22 protein-coding genes, 3 tRNA genes and 1 pseudogene are annotated in these 21,900 nt (G+C 72.2%); 12 read left to right on the top strand and 14 right to left on the bottom strand.

The genetic code is table 11. The features are described from left to right. Positions 1–134: 134 nt before the first annotated feature. The gene (locus tag AB0M79_RS31540) at positions 135–695 is read left to right on the top strand and encodes a hypothetical protein (RefSeq protein WP_364220871.1); all 561 of its coding nucleotides are present in this window, start codon (positions 135–137) and stop codon (positions 693–695) included. Further along, on the top strand, positions 692–2,047 hold the full coding sequence (locus AB0M79_RS31545; protein WP_364220874.1) for a PrsW family intramembrane metalloprotease: 1,356 nt from the start codon (positions 692–694) through the stop codon (positions 2,045–2,047). The genes AB0M79_RS31540 and AB0M79_RS31545 overlap by 4 nt, the downstream gene beginning before the upstream one ends. Positions 2,048–2,143: 96 nt before the next feature. On the opposite strand, the gene AB0M79_RS31550 is transcribed toward AB0M79_RS31545, so the two are convergent. Beyond that, on the bottom strand, positions 2,144–2,395 hold the full coding sequence (locus AB0M79_RS31550) for a hypothetical protein (protein ID WP_357542275.1): 252 nt from the start codon (positions 2,393–2,395) through the stop codon (positions 2,144–2,146). Positions 2,396–2,494: 99 nt separating this feature from the next. On the opposite strand from AB0M79_RS31550, the gene AB0M79_RS31555 reads away from it, so the two are divergent. Beyond that, positions 2,495–3,352, top strand: coding sequence for a 3-hydroxyacyl-CoA dehydrogenase family protein (locus tag AB0M79_RS31555; protein ID WP_364220877.1), 858 nt, complete (start codon positions 2,495–2,497; stop codon positions 3,350–3,352). Next, a complete protein-coding gene (locus tag AB0M79_RS31560) occupies positions 3,349–4,086 on the top strand; it encodes an enoyl-CoA hydratase/isomerase family protein (protein ID WP_364220880.1) in 738 nt (245 codons plus the stop codon). Before AB0M79_RS31555 ends, AB0M79_RS31560 begins: the two co-directional genes overlap by 4 nt. Positions 4,087–4,129: 43 nt before the next feature. Here the strand turns inward: AB0M79_RS31560 and AB0M79_RS31565 are convergent, their stop codons facing one another. Beyond that, positions 4,130–4,711: a hypothetical protein gene (locus AB0M79_RS31565; RefSeq protein ID WP_364220883.1), complete on the bottom strand. Its 582-nt coding sequence runs from the start codon at positions 4,709–4,711 to the stop codon at positions 4,130–4,132. A gap of 101 nt (positions 4,712–4,812) precedes the next feature. After that, on the bottom strand, positions 4,813–6,162 hold the full coding sequence (locus AB0M79_RS31570; RefSeq protein WP_364220886.1) for an ABC transporter substrate-binding protein: 1,350 nt from the start codon (positions 6,160–6,162) through the stop codon (positions 4,813–4,815). Between the two features lie 108 nt (positions 6,163–6,270). Here AB0M79_RS31570 and AB0M79_RS31575 point away from each other — a divergent pair, with 108 nt between their 5' ends. Both AB0M79_RS31575 and AB0M79_RS31580 read left to right on the top strand, forming a co-directional pair. After that, positions 6,271–6,684 carry a hotdog fold thioesterase gene (locus tag AB0M79_RS31575; RefSeq protein WP_364220889.1) on the top strand — a complete coding sequence of 138 codons (414 nt, stop codon included), beginning with the start codon at positions 6,271–6,273 and terminating at the stop codon, positions 6,682–6,684. Between the two features lie 163 nt (positions 6,685–6,847). Further along, on the top strand, positions 6,848–7,237 hold the full coding sequence (locus AB0M79_RS31580; protein WP_357542287.1) for a hypothetical protein: 390 nt from the start codon (positions 6,848–6,850) through the stop codon (positions 7,235–7,237). Between the two features lie 31 nt (positions 7,238–7,268). On the opposite strand, the gene AB0M79_RS31585 is transcribed toward AB0M79_RS31580, so the two are convergent. Continuing rightward, positions 7,269–7,700 carry a hypothetical protein gene (locus AB0M79_RS31585; protein WP_364220892.1) on the bottom strand — a complete coding sequence of 144 codons (432 nt, stop codon included), beginning with the start codon at positions 7,698–7,700 and terminating at the stop codon, positions 7,269–7,271. Between the two features lie 188 nt (positions 7,701–7,888). On the opposite strand from AB0M79_RS31585, the gene AB0M79_RS31590 reads away from it, so the two are divergent. Continuing rightward, the gene (locus tag AB0M79_RS31590) at positions 7,889–8,611 is read left to right on the top strand and encodes a DUF2786 domain-containing protein (protein ID WP_364220895.1); all 723 of its coding nucleotides are present in this window, start codon (positions 7,889–7,891) and stop codon (positions 8,609–8,611) included. A gap of 24 nt (positions 8,612–8,635) precedes the next feature. Here AB0M79_RS31590 and AB0M79_RS31595 read toward each other — a convergent pair whose 3' ends face one another. The 9 genes from AB0M79_RS31595 to AB0M79_RS31635 all read right to left on the bottom strand — a co-directional run bounded on the left by AB0M79_RS31595 (position 8,636) and on the right by AB0M79_RS31635 (position 14,858). Further along, entirely contained in the window at positions 8,636–9,046 is a 411-nt protein-coding gene (locus AB0M79_RS31595) for a hypothetical protein (RefSeq protein WP_364220898.1), read from the bottom strand. Between the two features lie 193 nt (positions 9,047–9,239). Beyond that, a tRNA-Phe gene (locus AB0M79_RS31600) sits at positions 9,240–9,313 on the bottom strand. 103 nt (positions 9,314–9,416) lie between these two features. Continuing rightward, positions 9,417–9,493 (bottom strand) — tRNA-Asp (locus tag AB0M79_RS31605). A 25-nt stretch (positions 9,494–9,518) separates the two neighbouring features. Beyond that, positions 9,519–9,591: transfer RNA gene (locus AB0M79_RS31610), tRNA-Glu, on the bottom strand. Between the two features lie 152 nt (positions 9,592–9,743). Continuing rightward, complete coding sequence (locus AB0M79_RS31615) at positions 9,744–10,592, bottom strand: polysaccharide deacetylase family protein (RefSeq protein ID WP_364220901.1); 849 nt, start codon at positions 10,590–10,592, stop codon at positions 9,744–9,746. 89 nt (positions 10,593–10,681) lie between these two features. Next, a complete protein-coding gene (locus tag AB0M79_RS31620) occupies positions 10,682–11,623 on the bottom strand; it encodes a MerR family transcriptional regulator (RefSeq protein ID WP_364220903.1) in 942 nt (313 codons plus the stop codon). After that, complete coding sequence (gene idi / locus AB0M79_RS31625; RefSeq protein WP_357542299.1) at positions 11,613–12,230, bottom strand: isopentenyl-diphosphate Delta-isomerase; 618 nt, start codon at positions 12,228–12,230, stop codon at positions 11,613–11,615. Before idi ends, AB0M79_RS31620 begins: the two co-directional genes overlap by 11 nt. Beyond that, complete coding sequence (crtI, locus tag AB0M79_RS31630) at positions 12,227–13,708, bottom strand: phytoene desaturase family protein (RefSeq protein ID WP_364220906.1); 1,482 nt, start codon at positions 13,706–13,708, stop codon at positions 12,227–12,229. Before crtI ends, idi begins: the two co-directional genes overlap by 4 nt. A 25-nt stretch (positions 13,709–13,733) precedes the next feature. After that, positions 13,734–14,858 (bottom strand): polyprenyl synthetase family protein, encoded by a 1,125-nt coding sequence (locus tag AB0M79_RS31635; protein ID WP_364220909.1) that lies wholly within the window; start codon positions 14,856–14,858, stop codon positions 13,734–13,736. A 67-nt stretch (positions 14,859–14,925) separates the two neighbouring features. Between AB0M79_RS31635 and AB0M79_RS31640 the strand changes: the two genes are divergently transcribed. Together AB0M79_RS31640 and AB0M79_RS31645 are read left to right on the top strand one after the other, a co-directional pair. Further along, positions 14,926–15,837, top strand: coding sequence for a phytoene/squalene synthase family protein (locus AB0M79_RS31640; RefSeq protein WP_364220912.1), 912 nt, complete (start codon positions 14,926–14,928; stop codon positions 15,835–15,837). Positions 15,838–15,842: 5 nt separating this feature from the next. After that, positions 15,843–16,403 (top strand): annotated as a pseudogene (locus AB0M79_RS31645) (deoxyribodipyrimidine photo-lyase); the annotation flags it as partial. Positions 16,404–16,512: 109 nt separating this feature from the next. Here AB0M79_RS31645 and AB0M79_RS31650 read toward each other — a convergent pair. Further along, positions 16,513–17,592, bottom strand: a complete 1,080-nt coding sequence (locus tag AB0M79_RS31650) for a serine hydrolase domain-containing protein (protein WP_364220915.1) — start codon at positions 17,590–17,592, stop codon at positions 16,513–16,515. A 189-nt stretch (positions 17,593–17,781) separates the two neighbouring features. On the opposite strand from AB0M79_RS31650, the gene AB0M79_RS31655 reads away from it, so the two are divergent. The 3 genes from AB0M79_RS31655 to AB0M79_RS31665 all read left to right on the top strand — a co-directional run bounded on the left by AB0M79_RS31655 (position 17,782) and on the right by AB0M79_RS31665 (position 21,840). Further along, a complete protein-coding gene (locus AB0M79_RS31655) occupies positions 17,782–19,143 on the top strand; it encodes an NAD(P)/FAD-dependent oxidoreductase (RefSeq protein WP_364220918.1) in 1,362 nt (453 codons plus the stop codon). A gap of 97 nt (positions 19,144–19,240) precedes the next feature. Further along, positions 19,241–20,251 (top strand): LacI family DNA-binding transcriptional regulator, encoded by a 1,011-nt coding sequence (locus AB0M79_RS31660; RefSeq protein ID WP_212824650.1) that lies wholly within the window; start codon positions 19,241–19,243, stop codon positions 20,249–20,251. Positions 20,252–20,487: 236 nt separating this feature from the next. Next, positions 20,488–21,840, top strand: a complete 1,353-nt coding sequence (locus AB0M79_RS31665) for an extracellular solute-binding protein (RefSeq protein WP_364220922.1) — start codon at positions 20,488–20,490, stop codon at positions 21,838–21,840. Positions 21,841–21,900 lie beyond the last annotated feature (60 nt).

The following is a 21,900-nucleotide window of genomic DNA, read 5'->3' on the forward strand; positions in this document are numbered from 1 at the left end:
ATGGTGGCACGGCCGATCATGATCAACTGAATCCGGACCGGCCGCCGCTGTCCGTGTCCCGGCCGATACTTTTCCTTCGTATCCTGGCGGACACTTTCCTCCGGATCGCGGCTGACAGGCGCTAGCGTCAATGTATGAAGGTGGCGCGGCGGCTACTGCGTAACCTCGCCGGCAGCCTGGGAATCCTGGGCGCGCTCGGCATCGTCACCGTGGGGCTGCCCGCGATCGACCGCGCCATTCCCGCCGTGCGTCCGGTCGCCGCCGGGGTGCCCTATCCGGTCGGCGCCGGTGTCACCGTCGTACCGCCGCCCGGTGCCATGGTCGACGTCACGCAGACCCGGCCCTCCGGGGAACGCGGCACCGTCCTGTTCCTCATCGGCCCGGTCCGCTACGCGATCGTCGTCACCCCCTTCGACGGCGATCTCGCCGCGGCGGCCGCCCGGCTCGAACGGAAGATCACCGAAGTACGCGGCTACCAGATCACCGGCACCCAGCTCGGTGTCTCCACCGTCGGCGGGCTGCACGGCATCCAGGGCGGCTACATGGCGCCCGGCCGAGGCGGTCGCTACGCCGTCTTCCTCACCGGCGGACTCTCCATCGAGGTGACGGTCGCCGGCAGCCATCCCGAGTTCGGCGGCCTGGCCGCCGCCGTCGAGGCCAGCACCCGGTCGATCACCGTCGTGGAGGCCGCGTGACCCTCGGACCGCCACCGCCCCGCGCCGTCCAGTCCGTCCACCCCGCACCGTCCGGTTTCGACCTCCGGCAGGCCTTACCGCTGCCCGCCTTCTGGCTGTTGGTCGTCCTGCTGCTGGCCGGCCTGGTCCGGATCGGCACCCTGCTGTGGGCGGCGTTCACCGAACATCCCGTCGCGACCTCGGTCGCCGTCGGGCTGTTCGCCCTCTACGCCGTACCGTTCTGGATCTGCGTACGAGCCCTGGACTACTTCGAACGCGAACCGCCGGTGCTGCTCGTCGCGGCGTTCGCGTGGGGCGGCCTGGTGGCGACCAGCGCGGCCATCCCCGGCAGCGCCGCCCTGCACAACCTGCTGGCCAAGCTGCACTCCACCGAGTTCACCGCCGCCTGGGGAGCGGCGGTGGCCGGCCCGACCGTCGAGGAACTGGTCAAGACCCTCGGCGTCGTCGCGATCGTGCTCGTGGCTCGTACCCAGGTCAACAGCGTTCTCGACGGGGTCGTCTACGGCGCCCTGGTCGGGCTCGGTTTCCAGGTCGTCGAAGACGTCATCTACGCCGTGAACGCGGTCGTCATCGCCGGCCGCGGCGACGAGGTGACCCCGGTGGTGGCCACCTTCTTCGTCCGCGGCTTCCTCGCCGGACTGTGGAGCCACACACTGTTCGGTGCCCTGGCCGGCGCCGGCATCGGCTACGCCGTCGTCCGGCGGGACCGCTCCCGCCCGGCCCGCTGCGCGATGGCCGGGCTGGCCCTGGCCGGCGCGTGGGCCTGCCACTTCCTGTGGAACTCGCCGCTGCTCGCCGACGGGCCGGGCACCGGCGGCTTCGGGCTTCTGCTGGTGCTGCTCGCCAAGGGCGTGCCGTCGCTGGTCCTGATCCTGCTGCTGGTCCGGGTGGCCCGGCACCGCGAGGCCGACTACTACACGGCGCAGCTCGCCGCGCTCGACGATCCACGGATCGCCACGCCCGGCGAGCTGCGCGCGCTGGCGCTGGGACACCTGCGCGCCGACGCCCGACGGCACGCGCAGCAGCGGGCGGGCCATCCGGCCCGCACGGCCGTACGGCGGCTACAGCACGCCCAGGCCCGGCTGGCGGTCGAACTCAGCCGGGCCGGCGCGGCCGTGGCCCGGACGCCCGACGTAGCGGCGCCGGACCCGGCCGGGCTGCCGGCCGCCGTCGACCGGTGGCGCGCAGAGGTGCTGACCCAGCGTGATCAGCTCCGGGAGTTGGGCCACCCGGAGGCGGTGGCACCCGGACCGGCCCAGGGACCCGGCCGGCGGATCGGTGCGGCGGTCGGGCTGGCGGTGCTCGTCCTGGCCGTGGCATGGGCGGCCCTCAGCTGGCTCGGCGCCGCCTGACGCCTGCCCGCCCCCTGACGCCGACCCGGCCCCGCCGGTGCCGCCTGCCCGGCCCCGCCTGGTGCCCGGCCCGGCGGGCGACGCCTGTCGCGGTCGTCAGACCGTCACCGGGGGATGACCGCCGTCGCCGTCGACCACCTCCTCGGGCGTGCCGTCCTCGTCGATGTCGACCATGGTGATGTCGACCTTGCCGTCACCGTCGGTGTCGAACTGGAAGAGGTCCGCCTTGCCGTCACCGTCGGTGTCCACCACCCAGACGTCGGCCTTGCCGTCGTTGTTGGTGTCCGCCGCCAACAGTTCGATGCGCTCGTCGCCGCGCGTCTCGACGGTTTCCTGCGGTTCGCTCATCAACGGACCTCCATCAGACGATCTTTCTCGGTACGGATACCCATTCACGCTAGGGCCCCGTCCTGGCGTACGCGACCCGGGCTGCATAGGGTCGCTGGCATGAACGATCGTTTTGTCGTCGTCGGCGCCGGCACCATGGGGCTCGGCATCGCCTACGTCGCCGCCGGCGCCGGCTTCCACGTCGAACTCGTCGAGGTCGACCGGGACCGGGCCGATGCGGCCATGGCGAAGCTGGGCGGGCTGTGGCAGCGGGCGGTCGAGCGCGGCAAGCTCACGGCGGCGCAGGCGGACGCCGGCCGTACCCGGGTGGTGCCGCGCGGCGACCTCGCCGAGGTGGCCGACGGGCCCGACGTGGTCGTCGAGGCCGTGCCCGAACGCCTCGACCTCAAGCGGTCGGTGCTCGCCGCCGCCGAGGCCCGGCAGCCCGCGCTGCTCGCCAGCAACACGTCCAGCATCTCCATCGGCAGCCTCGCCGAGGGGCTGGCCCGGCCCGAACGCTTCGCCGGGCTGCACTTCTTCAACCCGGTCTGGGCGATGACACTGCTGGAGATCGTGGTCGGCCCGGCCACCGCCGACGGGACCACCGCGGCTGCCGTCGCGCTCGCCGGCCGGCTCGGCAAGGACCCCGTCGTCGTACGCGACCTGCCCGGCTTCGCCACCTCCCGGCTCGGCGTCGCCCTCGGGCTGGAGGCGATCCGGATGGTCGCCGACGGGGTCGCCAGCCCGGCCGACATCGACAAGGCGATGGTGCTCGGCTACCGGCACCCGGTCGGCCCCCTCGAACTCACCGACCTCGTCGGGCTCGACGTACGGCTGGACATCGCACGCACCCTCCAGCGGGCGTACGGCGACCGGTTCGCCCCGCCCCCGCTGCTCGTCGAGATGGTCGCCGCCGGCCGGCTGGGCAAGAAGACCGGACAGGGCTTCTACGACTGGGAGAACAGGAGGCGGGCATGAGCATCGCCGTCGAGGAACGCGCCGACCGGGTCGTGGTCACCCTGGACCGGCCGGAGAAGCGCAACGCTATCGACGCCGACATGGTCGACGCGCTGCACGGCGTCTGCGCCCGGCTGGAACGGGAGCCGAAACCGCTGCTGCTCACCGGCGGCGCCGACGGCGTCTTCGCCGGTGGGGCCGACATCGCGCAACTGCGCGAACGGGGCCGGCTGGACGCGCTCGCGGCGATCAACGCCGGTGTCTTCGCCCGCATCCGGGCACTGCCCCTGCCGACCGTCGCCGCCGTCGACGGGCCGGCGCTGGGCGGCGGCGCCGAGCTGGCGTACGCCTGTGACCTGCGGGTCTGCACGGCCCGGGCGTTCTTCGGCCAGCCCGAGGTACGGCTGGGAATCATGGCCGGCGCCGGGGCGACCCACCGGCTGCCGGCCCTGGTCGGTGAGGCCCGGGCCAAGGAGATGCTCTTCACCGGCCGGCGGGTGGGTGCCGAGGAGGCGGCCCGGATCGGGCTGGTCAACCTCGTCGTCGACGAGCCCGGCGAGCTGCTTGCCGCGGCCCACGGCCTGCTCGACGAGATCGTGAAAGGCTCGCCGCTGGCGTTGCGGCTGACCAAGCTCGCCGTCGACGCGCCGCCGGCCGCCCACCCGCACGTCGACCTGGTCGGTCAGGCGGTGCTCTTCGAAGACGAGGACAAGCGCCGCCGGATGACCGACTTCCTGGAACGGAAAAGCCGGTGAGCCAAAGCTGGCCCACCGGCTTTCCACCGCGTCGTTACGCCGGTCAGCTGGCCGCGTACGGGTTGGTGGTCGGGTCGATGTAGTTGACCTGGTCGGCGACACCGTCGAAGTTGGTGTCGCGGATGACCTGGTCGGTCACACCGTTCTCGTTGGTGTCGGTGGCGACCACGTCGACCCGGCCGTCGAAGTTGGTGTCCTGCACGACCATGTCCGGCGTGCCGTTGAAGTTGGTGTCGGCGACCACGTGGTCGACGTAGCCGTCGGCGTTGGTGTCGGTGCCGACGATGTCGATCATGCCGTCGGCGTTGCTGTCGATACCGACCGCGTCGACCGTGCCGTTGTCGTCGTAGTCACGCAGGATCGTGTCCAGGTGGCCGTCACCGTCGGTGTCGACCAGGACCGCGTCGGCGTTCCCGTCGCCGTCGAAGTCCTGGGTCACCATGTCGGCGACGCCGTCGCCGTCGGTGTCGGTGATGGTCTCGGTCGAACCGTCGACGTTCTGGATCACGATGGAGTTGGGCTCGTAGGACAGCGGCTCCTGCCCCGCGTCGGTCTCCGAGCCGAAGCCCTCGGTGTCGGTGGTCGGCTCTTCGAGGTCGAGGCCCGGGTCGCTGTACTCGCTCATTGTCTTGCCCTTTCGATCATCATCTCTCGCGGTGTTGATGAAACCGTACGGTGCCCGGACCAGCCGAGGAATCACGGAAACGTGCCACTACCGGGTGGCCGTCAGTGCCGCAGCGGTACGTCCGCTGCGGCAAGCGCCTTGATGACTTCGGCTGACTCCGCGAACCCGATGACCAGGGCGGCCTCCGGCGCGAATTCCTTGATCTCCTGTGCCCCGGCGGAGAAATCCACCGGTGGTCCGTCGGCACCCGCGGGCGGATCGTAGGTCAGCAGCCGGATCCGGTCCGGCGCCACTCCGGTCCGCTCCAGTTCGGCCCGGACGTTCTCCTGCAACCCCTGGCCGTACGAGTCCTTGCGGGCCACGATCACGATCCGGTTCGGGCCGTCCCGCAGGATGACGTCGGCCAGCGCCCGCCCCTGGAGGATGTCCGAAGGCGCGGTACGGAAGTAGAGGCCCTTGTCGTCCACGGTGCTCAGGCCGGCGTCGGTGTTGCACGGCGAGAAGAGAATCAGGCCGGCGGCGACGACGTCGGGCAGTACGGCCCGTGAGATTCCGGAGGCACCGGCGCCGATGATGACATGGGCACCCTTGGCGACATGCCCCCGAACGGTCTGCCGGGCCTTGTCGACGTTGGTGCCGTCGTCGCCGTCGAGCCACTCCACGTCCGTGCCGAGCACCCCGTCGGCGGCGTTGATCTCACGGATCGCCAGGGCCGCGCCGGCGGCCAGTGGCGGATAGGCGAGGGCCAGGTCACCGGTGCGCGGCAGCAGGCCGCCGATCTTCAGCGGAGCGCCGGCCCGCTGGTTCCCGCCGGAGCTTTCCCGCTTCGGCGGCGGCGGCGCGACAGTGCTGGTGGTGGTTTCGTCGCCGGCACCGATGAACTCCGTCTTGCCGTCGTCGAGTTCGTTGTCCGAACCGAAGTGCACGGTGGCGTAGCTCGCGGTCGACGGCTCCCCGGCGTCGGTGAATCCGCCCCGCTTCAGCGATACGCCCCTGTACTGGATGTCGGTGCCGGCCCGGGCGAGCTTCAGGCACTCGGCGACGGTGTCGCAGATCTCGCCGCCGGTGGTGACCCCGTTGATCTGCTTGGCGATCTCGGCCGGGGCGGTCGTGCCGGCGAGCTGGGTGGCGAGCGCACTGATCACGACCGCGTCGTACGTCTCACCGGAGTAGATGTAGTCGTCGAGGTCGGGGTCGACGGATGCGAGTCGTTCGATGAAGTCGGCGGACAGCGGCGTGAGGGGCTTGGTCCCCTTCATGCCGGCCAGGATTCCCGGCTGTCCCTCGAATTCCGTGGCGAACGAATTGATCATATTGCCGTCGGAGCCGTATAGCCTGACCAGGGATTCCGTCGTTTCCTCGGGCTCGGCCGTACCACAGCCGGTGGCGCCCAACAGGAACGCGGCGCAGACGGCCAGGGCGCCACTGCGCCTGCCGCGTGACACGGGCATCGGATCGTCCTCCCCTCGGCGAAGCTCCGTGGGCACACTAGCGTGCCAGCGGCCGGAACTGTGACCGTGGTCGCAGGTCAGCGCTTTACCTGCGGGTAACCTTCCGGCGTGGACGCCGACAGTCAACTCGCGGCCGAACTCGCCGCCGCGCCCGGCGCACTCGCCGAGCGGATGGGCATCACGCTGGTCGAACTGACCCCGGAGCGGGTCGTCGGCTCGATGCCGGTCGAGGGGAACACCCAGCCGATGGGTCTGCTGCACGGCGGGGCGTCGTGCGTCCTCGCCGAGACCCTCGGATCGGTGGGAGCCGCACTGCACGGCGCCACCATCGGCCGGCCCGCCGTCGTCGGTGTCGACATCAACGCCACCCACCACCGGGCGGTCAGCGCCGGTACGGTCACCGGCGTCGCCGTCCCGCTCCGCCGTGGCCGCACCGTCTCGACGTACGAGGTGGTCATCAGCGACGACAAGGGGAACCGGGTCTGCACCGCCCGGCTGACCTGTCTCCACGTTTCGGCCTGAGGCTCACCGTCCGGGAGTGCCGCCTTGACGGTGCGTCATACCCTTCCGCATGTGACTGAGCACGGGCGAAGTCATCGCCCGAGGTGCCGGAGAGCGGCATCAGCGCGGGCGGGGCAGGTCGAAATCGCCGCTCACGGCGTCGGACATGAAGCGAGGTGACGGCGTGACGGAAGTACCCCAGGAGGCGCTCGACGACGCCGCCAAGGTGCTGCACCTTGCCCTGGACGGCGACACCGACGCCGTCGTCGGCACGCTCGACGCGGTCGTCGACCGGGCCGGCGTGGTCGGTGCCTACGACGTCGCGTGGTGCCTGGCGGCCTCGATGGTCGGCGACGACCTTCGGCTCGGCCGGTGGACGCTGGAGTTCCCCGACATCGACGAGGCGGCGTACGACGCCCGCTGGGTCGCCCGTTTCCTCAGCGCGTACGCCAACGGCGACGTCTCGACGGGCGAGGCGCTCTTCGGCGCCGCCCTGGCCGACGGCCAACTGCCGGACTGTCTGCTCACCCTGGCCGGCTCGGCGGTCGCCACGCTGCGCAAGCGGGTGGCCTGACGGCGGCCACCCGCGATCGCGCGGCGGTGGATCAGAACGCGACCTGAACCTCCAGCGGGGTGTACTGGTAGAAGTTGTTCGAGAGCCGCACCCGGAACGGCACCCCGTCACGCACGTTGGTCGCGACCGTGAACCAGCCCGACTTGGCCGGGATGTAGGTCCAGTAGTTGCACCCGCTCGTCGTGTTCACGAAGATCACGCAGGCGTTGGTGCCGTACGTGCTGAAGTTGCGGATGTTGACGTCGACACAGCGGTTGGTGGTCCGGTAGGTGCCCACCTCGCCACCCCAGGCGCCGATCGAGAACTTCGAGCGGACCGCGCCGCCGTAGCAGGTGGCCAGCAGCGAGGCCTCGCCGGCTGTGCGGGGGATCGGCTCGGCGTACGCCGGTGGGCTGCCGAGCCCGACCGCGGTGAGAACTGACAGCGTCACGCAGGCGAGCAGGTGCTTGACCTTCTTGGGCATCCACGTCTCCGGGGTCGAGGGTCACCGTCTGTCATGGACAGACTTCCTGTGGCGACGATCGTAGTTACCGCGGTCCATGTCCGCTGCCCCGTCGCATGCCCCGGACCCGGCCCGGACGCACCGGCCGGGCGTGGTGCCGACGATGCTCACCCCGGACCGGCGGCCCGGGCCTGTGGTAGCTGTTGTGCATGTCCGACGCGATCCTCGCCAAGGTGCGCAAACTGCTGGCCAAGGCCGAAGACCCGGCCTGTACGGCCGCCGAGGCGGAGGCGTTCACCGCCAAGGCCACCGAGTTGATTGCGCGGTACGGCGTCGACCGGGCCCTGCTCGCCGCCCGTGACCCCGCCACCGACCCGGTCGGCGACCGGGTGCTCGACCTGCTCGCCCCGTACGCCCTCGACAAGGCCGGCCTGCTCGCCGCGGTCGCCACCGCGCTGCGCTGCCGGTGCGTACGCCGCCGGGTCGGCAGCGGGTTTGCCATGCACCTCTTCGGCTTCGGCAGCGACCTCGAACGCGTCGACCTGCTCTTCACCTCGCTGCTGGTGCAGGCCGCCCACGGGCTGGCCGCCGCCGACGTACCGGCCGGGGAGCAGCCGGCGGCGTTCCGGCGGTCGTGGCTCGCGGGGTTCGCCGCCGTGGTAGCCGAGCGGCTGCGCGACGCCGAGGCCGCCGCGGCCGCGTCGACGGTCACCGACTCCGGCCCGTCGGTGGCGCTCGTGCTCGCCGACCGCTCCGACCGGGTGGACCGGCGGATCGCCGAGGTCTATCCCAGGCTGCGGACCGCCGGCCGGCGCCGTCTTGCCGGCAGCGGCATGAGTCAGGGCGCCGCCGCCGGCCGGGCCGCCGACCTGGGTGGCACCCGGCTGGACCGGGGCCGGCCGGCACCGCTCGCGGGCCGGCGGCGCGGTTGAGACGTCAGCGCTGCGGCAGAGCCGTCAGCGGAGCATGCCCATGTTGTGCCGGGTGACCCCGCGGGCCGCCGTCAGCGGGCCGACGACCATGTAGACGACCCAGGTCAGGGGCAGCGTCACGAGGCCGATCACGATGCCGATGAGGAAGATGTTGATCCAGAAGAAGACCCAGTAGGACACCATCAACGCGATCCCCAGCCCGATCTGCCGGGCGTAGAGGTTGCCCACCCCGAAGATGCCGAAGATGCCGAGCACGAGTTCGAGCGCGACGGCGGCGCCGGCCGACTTGGCGGCGATCGGGACGACCGGGATCACGCCGTACGGCAACGTGGGCGGCGCGGAGTTCGGCGGCGACCAGTGCGGCGGTTGGGGGATGGGCAGGTTGGCTGGGGGCGCGGAGTACTGCGGCTGCTCGGGGAACTGCTGGTACGTCATCGCGACGGCCTCGCTACCGGATGTCAGGACGGGGTCCCGATTGTCGCACCCGCCGGCACCTCCGATGTCCATCGCAGCGGCAGGGGCAACGGACCGTCCAGCTGAAAATCGGAAGGTTTACGGTGCTGACAAAGCAAAGCGCCGACCGGCGTTTCCGCTGGTCGGCGTTGCTGTAGCCCGGCGAAAGGCTATGTGGCCAGAGGCGGGGTCGAACCGCCGACCTTCCGATTTTCAGTCGGACGCTCGTACCAACTGAGCTATCTGGCCGTGTTGCTCGGTTCATGGTACCCGTTTCGTGGTGTGACCGCGCGGCGGGTGCCAGTCTCCGAAACGCAGAACGCCGCGCGTAGACACGCGCGGCGAGCGGCGCTGGCGGTCCTGACGGGACTTGAACCCGCGACCTCCGCCTTGACAGGGCGGCGAGCACTCCAACTGCTCCACAGGACCTTGCTGCTCCGGCTAGGCCGGAATGTGCCCCCAACGGGATTCGAACCCGTGCTACCGCCTTGAAAGGGCGGCGTCCTGGGCCGCTAGACGATGAGGGCGGCCCCGCCATCATCGCACATCGCGACTCCAGCGGTAGAGCTCCCATCCGGCGGCGCCGGAGGCTTGGAAAGCATACGTGATGCCCCGCCCCAGAACCAAACCGATACCGCTCATCTCGCGATCATGTCGCTGACCTGCGAAAACACCGTGATCAAGTGTCGAGCAGGATGATCTCGTACCGGTCCTGGAGTTTGCCGATCAGCCCGGCACAGGCGTCCAGCGTCGCCGCCCGGTCGCCACCCCCGTCGTGCAGCAGCACGATGGAGCCGGGCCGGGCCTTCTTGAGCACCCGTTCGGTGATCTCGGATGCTCTGGTCTTCTTCTCCCAGTCCCGTGGGTCGACGTCCCAGTCGATGGAGGCCATCCCCAACTCCTCGGCGACCGAGATCGCCGCCTCGGTCCACCGGCCACCCGGGTGCCGGAAGAAGGGGATCCGGGCGTCCGGTACCGCCCGCCGGATCTCCCGGTTGGTGCGCTCCAGGTTGGCCCGGATCTCCGCCGGTGGGCGGTTGCCGAGGTCGAGTTCGTGATGCCAGGTGTGGTTGCACAGGGTGTGCCCCTCGCGGACGATCCGGGCGACAAGAGCGGGGTGGCGGTGTACCTGTGAGCCGACGACGCAGAACGTCGCCTTGACCCGGGCCGCCCGCAGCCGGTCGAGCACCTTCGGTGTCCAGACCGGGTGCGGCCCGTCGTCGAACGTCAGCGCCACTCCCTTACGTCCGGTCGTGCGCCGTACCGGCAGTGGCGCCGGAGCCGTGCTCGTGGTCGCGGTCGGTCCGGGCGTGGCCGCCGCCGACCGGGTGGCGGCCGGCGTACCGGTCGGCGGTGCACTCGACGGTGTCGCCGGCCGGGACGGTGTGCCGTCGGGCGCCGGGATTCCGGTCGCCGGTGGCGCCGTCCGGAAGGTGGGGTGGCTGGTCGGGCGGGAGGCTATCCAGCCCGCGCCGAGCAGCAGCGCGAGTACGACCACGCCGGACCCGAGGGCGGCACGTTGCTTCATCGTCGGCTCCCGAGGGGGAATTCGGGCAGGACGTCGGGGTCACGCTAGCCCACCGCCGACGGCGTGCGATACCGGATAGACGACTCCGATCAGCCGGTTACCGGGTGACCCGGCACGGCCACCGCGCCGGCGAGAACGACCGCCTCGGTGAGGTCTGCCGGGGACCGCACCCCGGCGGGAAGCGGGCCGGCCGCCCAACCGGGACCGGCCGCCATCACCAGCAGCGGGCGGCGGGGCACGGACAGTACGGCCGCCAGTTGCTCGGTACGCGCGGTGGCGGGGGCGTGCGACCACACGACGACCACCGCCGGCCCGGTCCGGTCCACGGCGTCCACCAGGGCGACGGTCGGCACCCGTGCGCCGAGCAGCCGGCAGCCGACGCCGGCCTGCGCCAGCGCGGCGGCGAGCGCCTCCAGCGGCAGGCTGTGCTGCTCCTCGTCGGCACAGGACAGCAGGATGCGGGCTGCTTCGGCCGGCCGGCGTACGGCGCCGAGGACCTCCGACACGCAGCGGGACAGCAGGTGCTCGACCTCGATCAGGCGGGACGTGGTCGCGTACCGCTCGCCGATCCCGACCAGGACGGGCCGCAGCATCTCGTCCCAGGTCCGGACGACGCCGTGGGCGGCCACCTGCCGTTCGATGAGCTCCCGCATGGCGGTCGAGTCGAGCCGCATGGCGGCGCGGGCCAGGCCGCGGGCGGCCGGACCGGCCCGGCCGACCGGGATGGCGAAGCCACCGCCGGCCCGGCCGGCGGCCCCCTGGCGGGGGGCCGCGTTGCGAGGGGTGTCGGGCCTGGGCGCGACCGTGGTACGGCGCGCCCAGCCGGCCGCCTCGGCCGGCGTGACACCCTCGGCGGTCAGCCGCCGCATGACCTCCAGCCGGGCGAGGTCCTCGGCGGTGTAGCGCCGGTGGTGCCCGGGCACGTGCTGGCTCGGCCCCAGGCCGTACCGCTGGTGCCAGGTGCGTAGCGTCGTCACGGCGACGCCGAGCCGGCGCGCGACGGCGCCCGCGCTCAGGGCGTCATCGCCCACCTGACCGCTCCGGCGCTTCGTCGATGGTGGCGCCGGAACCCGGTACGACGATGCCGTCCGCTCCCGCCCGCCCGGGGCTGAAGAGCCGGTCGGTGACGCCGGCGAGCCACGGCGCGTGCTGCCGCGGCTGTTCGGCGAGCCCGGTCAGCAACTCCTCGCGGGTCACCCAACGCACGTCGGCCACCTCTTCGGGAGCCGGGGCCAGGGTCGTGCCGGGGGGAAGTTCGGCCCGCAGCACGTGGTCGTACTCGAACTCGACCCGGCCGGTGGCGGGGTCCTCGGCGTAGTAGACGTAGACGCCGACCTCGGTGAGGTCGACCGGCGGTATGCCCAGTTCCTCGCCGAGCCGCCGGTTGGCGGCCTCGGCCAACGACTGGCCCGGCGCCGGGTGCCCGCAGCAGCTGTTGGCCCAGCGCAGCGGAAACCTGGTCTTGACGGCGGCCCGCTGCTGGAGCAGGACCCGGCCGGTCGGGTCGACCAGGAACACCGAGAACGCCCGGTGCAGCCGGCCCGGCGGACGGTGGGCGTCGTCGACGGTGCACTCGCCGATCGGGTTGCCGGTGTCGTTGACCAACTCGACCAGGTGTGCCTCGCGGGAGAGGGTCACCGGGTGCCTCCCGTCACTCGGCCGGCGGCGAGCTTGCCGGAGATCAGCACCATCGGCACGCCCACACCGGGTTGTGTCCCAGATCCTACGAAGACCACGTTGGACAGCGTGGGGTGCAGGTTGTTCGGGCGGAAGGGGCCGGTCTGGAAGAGGCTGTGCGCGGCGGCGAACGGGGTGCCCGCCGCCATGCCCTGGTCGGCCCAGTCGGCGGGGGTGACCACCCGGGACACCTCGACGCCGGCCCGGAAGTCGCGGTAGCCGCGCGCCTCGAGCGTACGCATCAACTCGTCCGCGTAGCGCGTGGGCAGGTCGCCGCGCCAGTCGAGCCGGCCCCGGTCGAGGTTCGGCACCGGCGCCAGCACGTAGTAGGTCTGCCGCCCGGCGGGCGCGACCGACGGGTCGGCCCGGCTCGGGTTGGTGACCAGCAGTGACGGGTCGGACATCAGCTCGCCCCGCTTGATGATCTCGTCGAAGGTGCCCTTCCACGGCCGGCCGAAGTGGATGTTGTGGTGGGCGATCTTCGAGTAGGGCTGCCGGGAACCGATGTGCAGCACCACGCAGGACGGCGAGTGGCGCAGCCGCCGGTAGCGGGCGGCCGGCAGTAGGTCGCGGTAGGCGACCGGCAGGTCGGGGTTGAGTACGACGACGTCGGCGGGGACCCGCTCGCCGTCGGCGGTGATCACCGCGCTGGCCCGGCCGGCCGAGGTCTCCACCCGGGTGACCGTGGTGCCGTAGCGGATCTGTACGCCGTGCTTCTCCGCCGCCCCGGCCAGGGCCCGGGGTACGGCGTGCATCCCGCCACGCGGGTAGTAGACCCCGGCGACCGAGTCGAGGTAGGCGATCACCGCGTAGATGGCGAGCGCGTCGTGCGGGGCCAGGCCGGCGTACATGGCCTGGAACGAGAAGATCCGCCGGGTCCGGGGATCGGTGAAGAACTGGTTGATCTTGGTTTGCAGCCGGCGGAACGCGCCGGTCGAAAGCAGCCGGAGCAGGTTGGCGGTCAGCAGGTCGCGGGGGCTGTCGAAGTTGCGGTCGATGAAGTCGGTCCGCTCCAGCTGCCACAGGTCGCGGGCGAAATCGACGAACCGCAGGTAGCCGTCGGCCTCCCGGGGACCGCACACCCGCGAGATCTCGGCCGCCATCCGGGCGGTGTCGGTGATCACGTCGAGGGTGGAGCCGTCGGGGTAGTAGGCCCGGTAGGCGGGGTCGACCGGGGCGAGGTCGAGCCAGTCGGCCAGCTCCTCGCCGACGGCGGCGAGCGGCTCGGCGATCAGGTCGGGCATGGTCAGCACGGTCGGCCCGGTGTCGAACTCGTAGCCGTCGACGCTGAGCCGGCCGGCCCGCCCGCCGGGCACCGGCTCCCGCTCCAGGACGGTGACCTGGCGGCCGCTGCCGGCCAGGTGCAGGGCCGCGGCGAGGCCGCCGAGCCCGGCACCGACGACGACCACCCGATCGGTCGGTCCGCTCACCTTGCGCATTGGGCCACCCCTCTCCGGGCCTCCATCATGCCCGCCGATCCGTGGCCCGTACGGCGAGGTCGGCCAGTGCCCGACGGGCGACCGGGTCGATCGGCGCGGTTCCGATCGAGTCGAGCGCGTCGGTGACCCGCGCCTCGATCATCTGCTCGACCCGGGCGGTGGCGCCGGTGGCGGTGACCACCTCGGCGAGCCTGCCGACCCCGACCGTGCCCGCCCGCCCCCGGGCCAGCTCGACCCGTTGCGCGGCGGTGGCGAGCTGGTCGGCGAGCAGCAGCAGCACCGTCGGCTTGCCGGTACGCAGGTCGTCGCCGGCCGGCTTGCCGGTGCGCCGCGGGTCGCCGTACACGCCGAGGAGGTCGTCGCGGAGCTGGAACGCCTCGCCGACGGCGATTCCGTACCGGCTGTAGGCGGCGGTGACCGGCCCGGCCGGCCCGGCGGCACCGCCGGCGAGCGCCGCGCCGAACAGCAGCGGACGCTGCACGGTGTAGCTGGCGGTCTTGTGCCGGGCCACCCGCAGCGCCCGGTCGACCGACCAGTTGGCGGCGTCGGTGTCGCCGAGGATGTCGAGGTACTGCCCGGCGATCGCCTCGATCCGCATCTGGTCGTAGCAGCGGCGGGCGGCCAGCACCGAGGCGGCCGGCAGGCCGGTCCCGGCGAGCAGCCGGTCGGCCCACACCAGGCAGAGGTCGCCGACGAGCACGGCGCCGGCCGTGCCGAAGTGGTCCGGGTCGCCGGTGCGCCCGGCCGCGACGTGCTGGTCGGCGAGCACCCGGTGCGCGGTGGGCCGGCCGCGCCGGGTGGCGGAGCGGTCCATGACGTCGTCGTGCACGAGGGCGAACGCGTGCAGCAGCTCCAGCGCGGCCAGCGCCGGAAGGGTGGACGCGACCGGCTGGTGCGCGCGGACCCCGCGCCAGCCCCAGTGGGCGAAGACCGGGCGCAGCCGCTTGCCGCCGGCGAGTACGCAGTCGCGGGCGGTGCGGGCGAGGTCGCCGAGGGCGGGGTCGATCTCCTCGATCGCGGCCACCTCGGAGTCCAGGAAGTCGATCAGGGTCTGCTCGATCAGCCCGATCAGCTCGCTGGGAGACGGAGCGGGCGGGGGCGCAACGGGGCGGGCATCACCCGGGAACGTCGGGAGTGTGTCGTTGGCCACGACGCCGAGCGTACCCTAGAGTTGCGAGTTGCGTCGATTGCTGCGTCGATCTATCCGAGGAGGTCCCATGGAGACAGATCTTGCCGCGGCCTATGAACGCTGCCGTGAGCTGCACAAACGGCACGGACGCACCTACTATCTCGCGACCCGGCTGCTGCCGGCCTGGAAACGTCGGCATGTCCATGCGCTGTACGGGTTCACCCGCTACGCCGACGAGATCGTCGACCGGACCGGCGACGCGTCGGTCGCCGAGCGGACCGCCCGGCTCGACGCCTGGTCCGCCCGGTTCCTCGCCGGCCTGCACGGCGAGCCCGTCGACGACCCGCTGCTGCCCGCCGTGCTGCACACCATCGCGGTCTTCCAGCTCGACCGGGCCGACTTCGCGTCGTTCCTGCGCAGCATGGCGATGGACCTCACCATCACCTCGTACGCCAGCTATGACGACCTGCTCGACTACATGGAGGGGTCGGCGGCCGTGATCGGCACGATGATGCTGCCGATCCTCGGCGCGGCCGACCCCGCCGCCGCCCGCGAGCCGGCCCGCCAGCTCGGCTTCGCCTTCCAGCTCACCAACTTCATCCGCGACGTCGGCGAGGACCTGGCCCGCGGCCGCACCTACCTGCCCGACGAGGACCTCGACAAGTTCGGGGTCGGCCGCGCCGACCTGGTCACCGCCGCCCGCGACGGCCGCGGCACCGCCCGGACCAGGGAGCTGATCGAGTACGCCGTCACCCGCGCCCAGGCGCACTACGCCGCCGCCGCCCCCGGGGTGGCGATGCTGGCCCCCGCCTCCCAGGCGTGCGTGCGCACCGCGTTCGCTCTCTACGGGGGCATCCTCGACGAGATCGCCGCCGCCGGTTACGACCCCTTCGTCCGCCGGGCGACCGTTCCGGGCCGCCGTCGGGCCGCCGTCGCCGCCCGGTCGCTGCTGGCCCGGCCGGGCACCCCGGTCGCCGTACCCGGTCCGTCACCGCGGTGAGGTCGATGCGTACGGCGATCGTCCTTTTCACCCGCGACCTCCGGGTCCACGACCAACCGGCGCTGGCCGACGCCTGCGCCAACGCCGAGCGGGTGGTGCCGCTCTTCGTGCTCGACCCGACCCTCGCCGGCCGCTCGCCCAACCGGGACCGGTTCCTCGCGCAGAGCCTCGCCGACCTGCGCGGCTCGCTGCGCGAGCGGGGCGGCGACCTGGTCCTGCGGCACGGTGACCCGGTCGCCGAGACGATCCGGCTGGCCGCCGAGACCGGCGCCGAGGGCATCGCCGTCTCCGCCGACGTCAGCCGCTGTGCCCGGCGCCGGGAGAGCCGGCTGCGCGCCGAGGCCGAGCGGCACCGGCTGTCGCTGCGGCTCTTCCCCGGACTGACCGTCGTCGACCCCGGGGCGGTCACCCCGGCCGGCGGCGACCACTACAAGGTCTTCACGCCGTACTTCCGCGCCTGGGCGGCCAGCCGGTGGCGCGACGAGGTGGCCACGCCGGCGACGGTGCCGCTCCCGTCCGGGGTCGCGGTCGGTCGGCTGCCCGCCCTGCCCGCCGGGGAGTCGCCGCTGGGTCCCCGAGCTGGGCCCCCCAAGATCCGCGTGATCAGGGACTGAATCGCGCGGGTCGCCGGCGTGTCGGCCGCCAAACTCCCTGATCACGCGGATCTTGCGGTGGTCACAGGCAGCCGATCACCGCCTCGGCCAGGGCGTCGACCCGGTCGAAGTCGGCCAGGTGGCGGGTGACGTAGGCGAAGGCGAACCCGTGCCCCGGATCGGCGAAGCCGACACTCCCGCCGACACCACCCATGCCCCACTCGCCGTCGTCGACCTGCATCCCCAGCGACCAGCGCACCGGCCGGCCGAGCAGCAGGTCCGGACCGTCGTACTGGACCCGGAGCAGCTCCGCGACGGTGTCCGGGCCGAACAGCCGTACGCCGTTCAGCGTGCCGCCGGCCAGCAGCCCGGCGTAGCACCGGGCGACCCCCGCCGCCGTCGCGTGCAGGTTGACCGCCGGCACCTCGGCGGCCCGCCACAGTGGACTGTTCACCACCCCCGGATCGAGGGCGCCGGCCGGGTTGCCCAACCCGAGCCGCCGCAGCGAACCCGGCGCACCGAGCACCGTCGCCGCCCAGTCCGGCCGGCCGTACCCGACGTCGGCGCACCGCCGCTGGTCGGTCGGGGACAGGCCGAAGGCCAGGTCGAGCCGCCACGGCCCGGCGATCTCGTCGGCCAGGAACCGGCCGACCGACCGGCCGTCGACGCGACGTACCAGCTCACCGACCAGATGCCCGTACGTCAACGCGTGCTCGGCCGCGGCCGTACCCGGAACCCAGCGGGGCTCGGCGGCGGCCAGGTCGGCGGTGAGCAGCGCCCAGTCGGCGTACGCCTCCGCCGGCCTGGGCACCGGGAACGCCGGCAGGCCGGCGGTGTGCGCGAGCACGTGCCGGACGGTCGCCCCGGCGGTGAACTCCGACCAGTGCCGGGCGACCGGGTCGTCGAGCCCGACCAGCCCTCGGTCGACGAGCAGCAGCAGGCAGAGCGCGGCGAACGGCTTGCTGACCGAATAGACGTTGACCAGGGTGTCGGCGGTCCAGGGCTGCCCGCGCCCGGGGTCGCGCCAGCCGCCGGTGAGGTCGACCACCAGCCGGCCGTCGTGCCACACGGCGACGCCGGCACCCGTTTCCGCGCCCGATTCGAGCAGGCCGGCGAACACGTCCCGCACCGCGGCGAACCGCTGATCCACCCGTCCGTCCATCCGGCAGACGCTACGACCGGACGTACCGGCCGGCCACGCCATTTCCCCGCCGGCCGGGACCGCCGCCCCCGGGCGCCGGTCCGCGTCGCAAGATCGTGGTGATCAGGGAGTACGGACCACGACCCGCCGACGACACGCGCGACATGATCCCTGATCACGGGGATCTTGGCGGGGTGGGATGCTGGCCGGATGGGTGAACCGGCAGTCGTGGACGTCGTTGTACTCGGGCTCGGTGTCGGTGGCGAGGAAGTGGCCGGCCGGCTGGCCGGGGCCGGGCTGTCCGTCGTCGGCGTCGAAAGCCGGCTCGTCGGCGGGGAGTGTCCCTACTGGGGCTGCGTGCCGAGCAAGATGATGATCCGGGCCGCCAACGCGCTCGCCGAGGCGCGGCGGGTCGACGACCTGGCCGGCCGGGCGACAGTGACCCCCGACTGGGCGCCGGTGGCCCGGCGGATCCGCGAGGACGCGACCGACCACTGGAACGACGCGGCGGCCGCCGACCGGCTGACCGGCAAGGGCGTACGGCTGGTCCGTGGCCGGGGCACGCTGACCGGTCCCGGCCAGGTGACGGTCGGCGACGACGTCTTCCGGGCCACCCGGGGAATCGTGATCGCCACCGGCACCGCCGCCTCGGTGCCGCCGATCGAAGGGCTTCGGGACACGCCGTACTGGACCAACCGGGAGGCGATCGAGGTCGAGCGGCTGCCGGGCTCGCTGATCGTGCTCGGCGGCGGGGCGATCGGGCTGGAACTCGCCCAGGTCTTCGCCCGGTTCGGCGTACGGGTCACCGTGGTCGAGGCGAACCCGCGGCTGCTCGCGGTGGAGGAGCCGGAGTCGTCGGAACTCCTGGCGGACGCGTTGCGGCGCGACGGCGTCGAGATGCGCACCGGGGTACGCGTCGAGCGGGTCGGTCACGGCGCCGACGGGTTCACCGTGCACCTGGCCGGGGCGGAGCCGGTGACCGGGGAGAGGTTGCTGGTGGCGACGGGCCGCCAGGCGCGACTGGGCGAACTGGGGCTGCCCGCGGTGGGGCTCGACCCGGACGCGCGCTTCCTGACCGTCGACGACCGGATGCGGGTTGGCGAGGGCATCTGGGCGGTCGGCGATGTCGCCGGCCACGGGGCGTTCACCCACATGGCGATGTACGGGGCGGGGATCGCGATCCGCGACATCCTCGGCCAGGACGGCCCGCCGGCCGACTACCGGGCGCTGCCCCGGGTCACGTTCACCGACCCGGAGGTCGGCGCGGTCGGTCTCACCGAGGCGCAGGCCCGCGAGCGGGGGATCGACGTACGGGTGGGGTTCAATCCGCTGTCGAACTCGACGCGCGGCTGGATCAACCGGTCGGACGGCTTCGTCAAGCTGGTCGCCGACGCGGAGCGGGGGGTGCTGGTCGGCGGCACGTCCGCCGGCCCGTCGGGTGGTGAGGTGCTCAGCGGGCTGCTCGTGGCCGTGCACGGCGAGGTGCCGGTGGAGCGGCTGCGCAGCATGATCTACACCTATCCGACCTTCCATCGGGCCATCGAGGGGGCGCTGCCGGACCTCGGTCGGTGACGGGGACTGCGCGGATTTGTCGCTTGCGCGTCGCTTCTTGCGCAGCTCGACAACGCCCGGTGCAATTTTTGCAAAAGATTGACGTACGATTGCGGCCGTGACGAGACGACTCACCGAGGTTGCCAAGAAAGCCCGGGTCAGCGAGGCGACGGTGAGCCGTGTGCTCAACGGTCGCGAGGGCGTGTCCGACGCCACCCGTACGGCGGTGCTGACCGCGCTGGACGTCCTCGGCTACGAACGGCCGACCAAGCTGCGCGGCGAGCGCGCCCGGCTGGTCGGCCTGGTACTGCCCGAGCTGCAGAACCCGATCTTCCCGGCGCTGGCCGAGGTGGTGACCGGCTCGCTGGCCCAGCGCGGCTTCACCCCGGCGCTCTGCGCCCGCACCATCGGCGGCGTGTCCGAGATGGACTATGTCGAGATGCTGCTGGACCACCAGGTGTCCGGGGTGATCTTCGCCGGTGGTCTCTACGCGCTGGCCGACGCGAAACACGACCACTACCGCCGGCTGACCGACCGTGGCCTGCCGGTGGTGCTGGTCAATGCCGGGGTCGACGAACTGGGCTTCCCGACCGTCTCGACCGACGACGCGGTCGCGGTCGAGCAGGCGTACGGGCACCTGCGCTCGCTCGGGCACGAGCGGGTGGGTCTCGTCCTCGGTCCCGAGGACCACGTGCCGTCCCGGCGCAAGCTCGCCGCGATGGTCGCGGCGGCCGGCTGGGCCGGGCAGCCGGAGGAGACCGAGAACGTGGCCCGGTCGAGCTTCTCGATGGAGGGGGCCCGGGTCGCCGCGTCGAAACTCATCGACCGTGGGGTGACCGGAATCGTCTGTGCCAGTGACGTGCTGGCACTCGGCACGATCCGCGCCGCGCGCCGGATGGGCCGCCGGGTGCCGGAGGACGTCTCGGTGGTCGGGTTCGACGACTCGGCGTTCATGACCTGCACCGACCCGCCGCTGACCACCGTGCGCCAGCCGATCGAGACGATGGGGCAGGCCGCGGTGGACCTGCTCGTCACCCAGATCGAGGGGGTCGGGGTGACCACCGACGAGCTGCTGTTCGAGCCGGAACTGGTGGTACGCGGCTCGACCGCGCCGGTGCCCGGCCGGTGAGGTTGCCGCAGGACTGAATATCTGGACGAAGAGGGGCGGACCGCTACGGTCCGCCCCTCTTTGCGTGCCTGGGCCGACGCTCCCAAGATCAGTCGCAGATTTTCTGAACACAGTCGACTTCTTGCGCTAGCGAGTACGCCTTTGTATCGTCATCGCCACGAAACACGGCACTTCCGAGAGCCGCGTCACACCCACCACCGATTCCGCATGCCCAACCCCAGGAAGGGTGTCCGTCCATGAACAGATCCAGGCTGCGCAGCGCCGTCGGGCTGCTGCTCGTCGCCGGGGTCGGACTGTCCGCCGCGGCCTGCGGCGGCGACGACGACAAGCCGGCCGACGGCAAGGTCACCATCACGGTCAACGGCCTGCCCCCGGCCACCGAAGCCGCCAACCACGCCCGGTTCCTCGAAATGGTCGCCGAGTTCGAGAAGCAGAACCCCGACATCGACATCGACGCCCGCGAGGGCAAGATGGACCCGCAGACGTTCTCCGCGAAGCTCGCCGGCGGCCAGCTCGAAGACGTCTTCTACGTCTACTTCACCGACCCGGCCAACCTGATCGCCAAGCGCCAGGTCGCCGACATCTCGAAGTACACCGGGGAGTTCCCGGCCGTCGCCCAGATCAAGCCCGAGCTGATGAAGATCTTCTCGGACGCGGACGGCAAGGTCTACGGACTGCCCTACAAGAACTATTCGCTGGGCCTGCTCTACAACCGGGCTCTGTTCACCAAGGCCGGCCTCGACCCCGACAACCCGCCGAAGACCTGGGCCGAGGTCCGCACCGCCGCCCAGAAGATCGCCGCCCTCGGCGACGGGCACGTCGGCTACGGCGACTACAGCAAGAGCAACACCGGCGGCTGGCACTTCACCGCCGAGATCTACTCCGTCGGCGGTGACGTCGCCGTCAACGAGGGCGGCACCTGGAAGGCCGCGTTCAACAACGACCAGGGGCGGCAGGTTCTCCAGCAGCTCAAGGACATGCGCTGGGCCGACAAGAGCATGGGCGAGCGGCAGCTTCTGGAATGGGCCGACCTGCTCCAGATGATGGGCGCCGGCAAGCTCGGCATGTACGTCGCGACCGCCGACAACATCCCCACGATCGTCAACCAGTACAAGGGCAACTTCGCCGACTACGGCCTCGGCCCGATCCCGGACGGGAAGGGCACCCTCGGCGGTGGCGAAGGCTACATGTTCAACGCCAAGGCCACCCCGGAGAAGATCCGCGCCGGCCTGAAGTGGCTGACCTTCTGGTTCAACAACCCCGACCGGATCGCGGCGGAGAACCAGTGGGCCGCGGAGAACAAGAACGTCGTCGGCCTGCCCGAGCCGGCGATCTGGACCGGCGCCGCCGCCCAGAAGCAGGCCGAGGCCGACAAGCAGTACGCCAACGTCCCGCAGGAGAACTACGCGCCGTTCATCAGCGCCGCGCCGGGCGTCCCGGTCAAGCTCGAACCGCCGAACGCGCAGCAGATCTACGCGGTGCTCGACGTCGCGATGCAGAAGGTCCTCACCGACGCCAACGCCGACATCAACGCGCTGCTCACCGACGCCGAGAAGCAGGTCAACACGATTCTCGCCACGGTCCAGTAGGCCCCGGGCCGCCGCCACGCACCGCCGTGGCGGCGGCCCCACCGGCGAACCGACGGCACC

This window comes from Polymorphospora sp. NPDC051019 (assembly GCF_040683055.1).
Lineage (GTDB): Bacteria > Actinomycetota > Actinomycetes > Mycobacteriales > Micromonosporaceae > Polymorphospora > Polymorphospora lycopeni.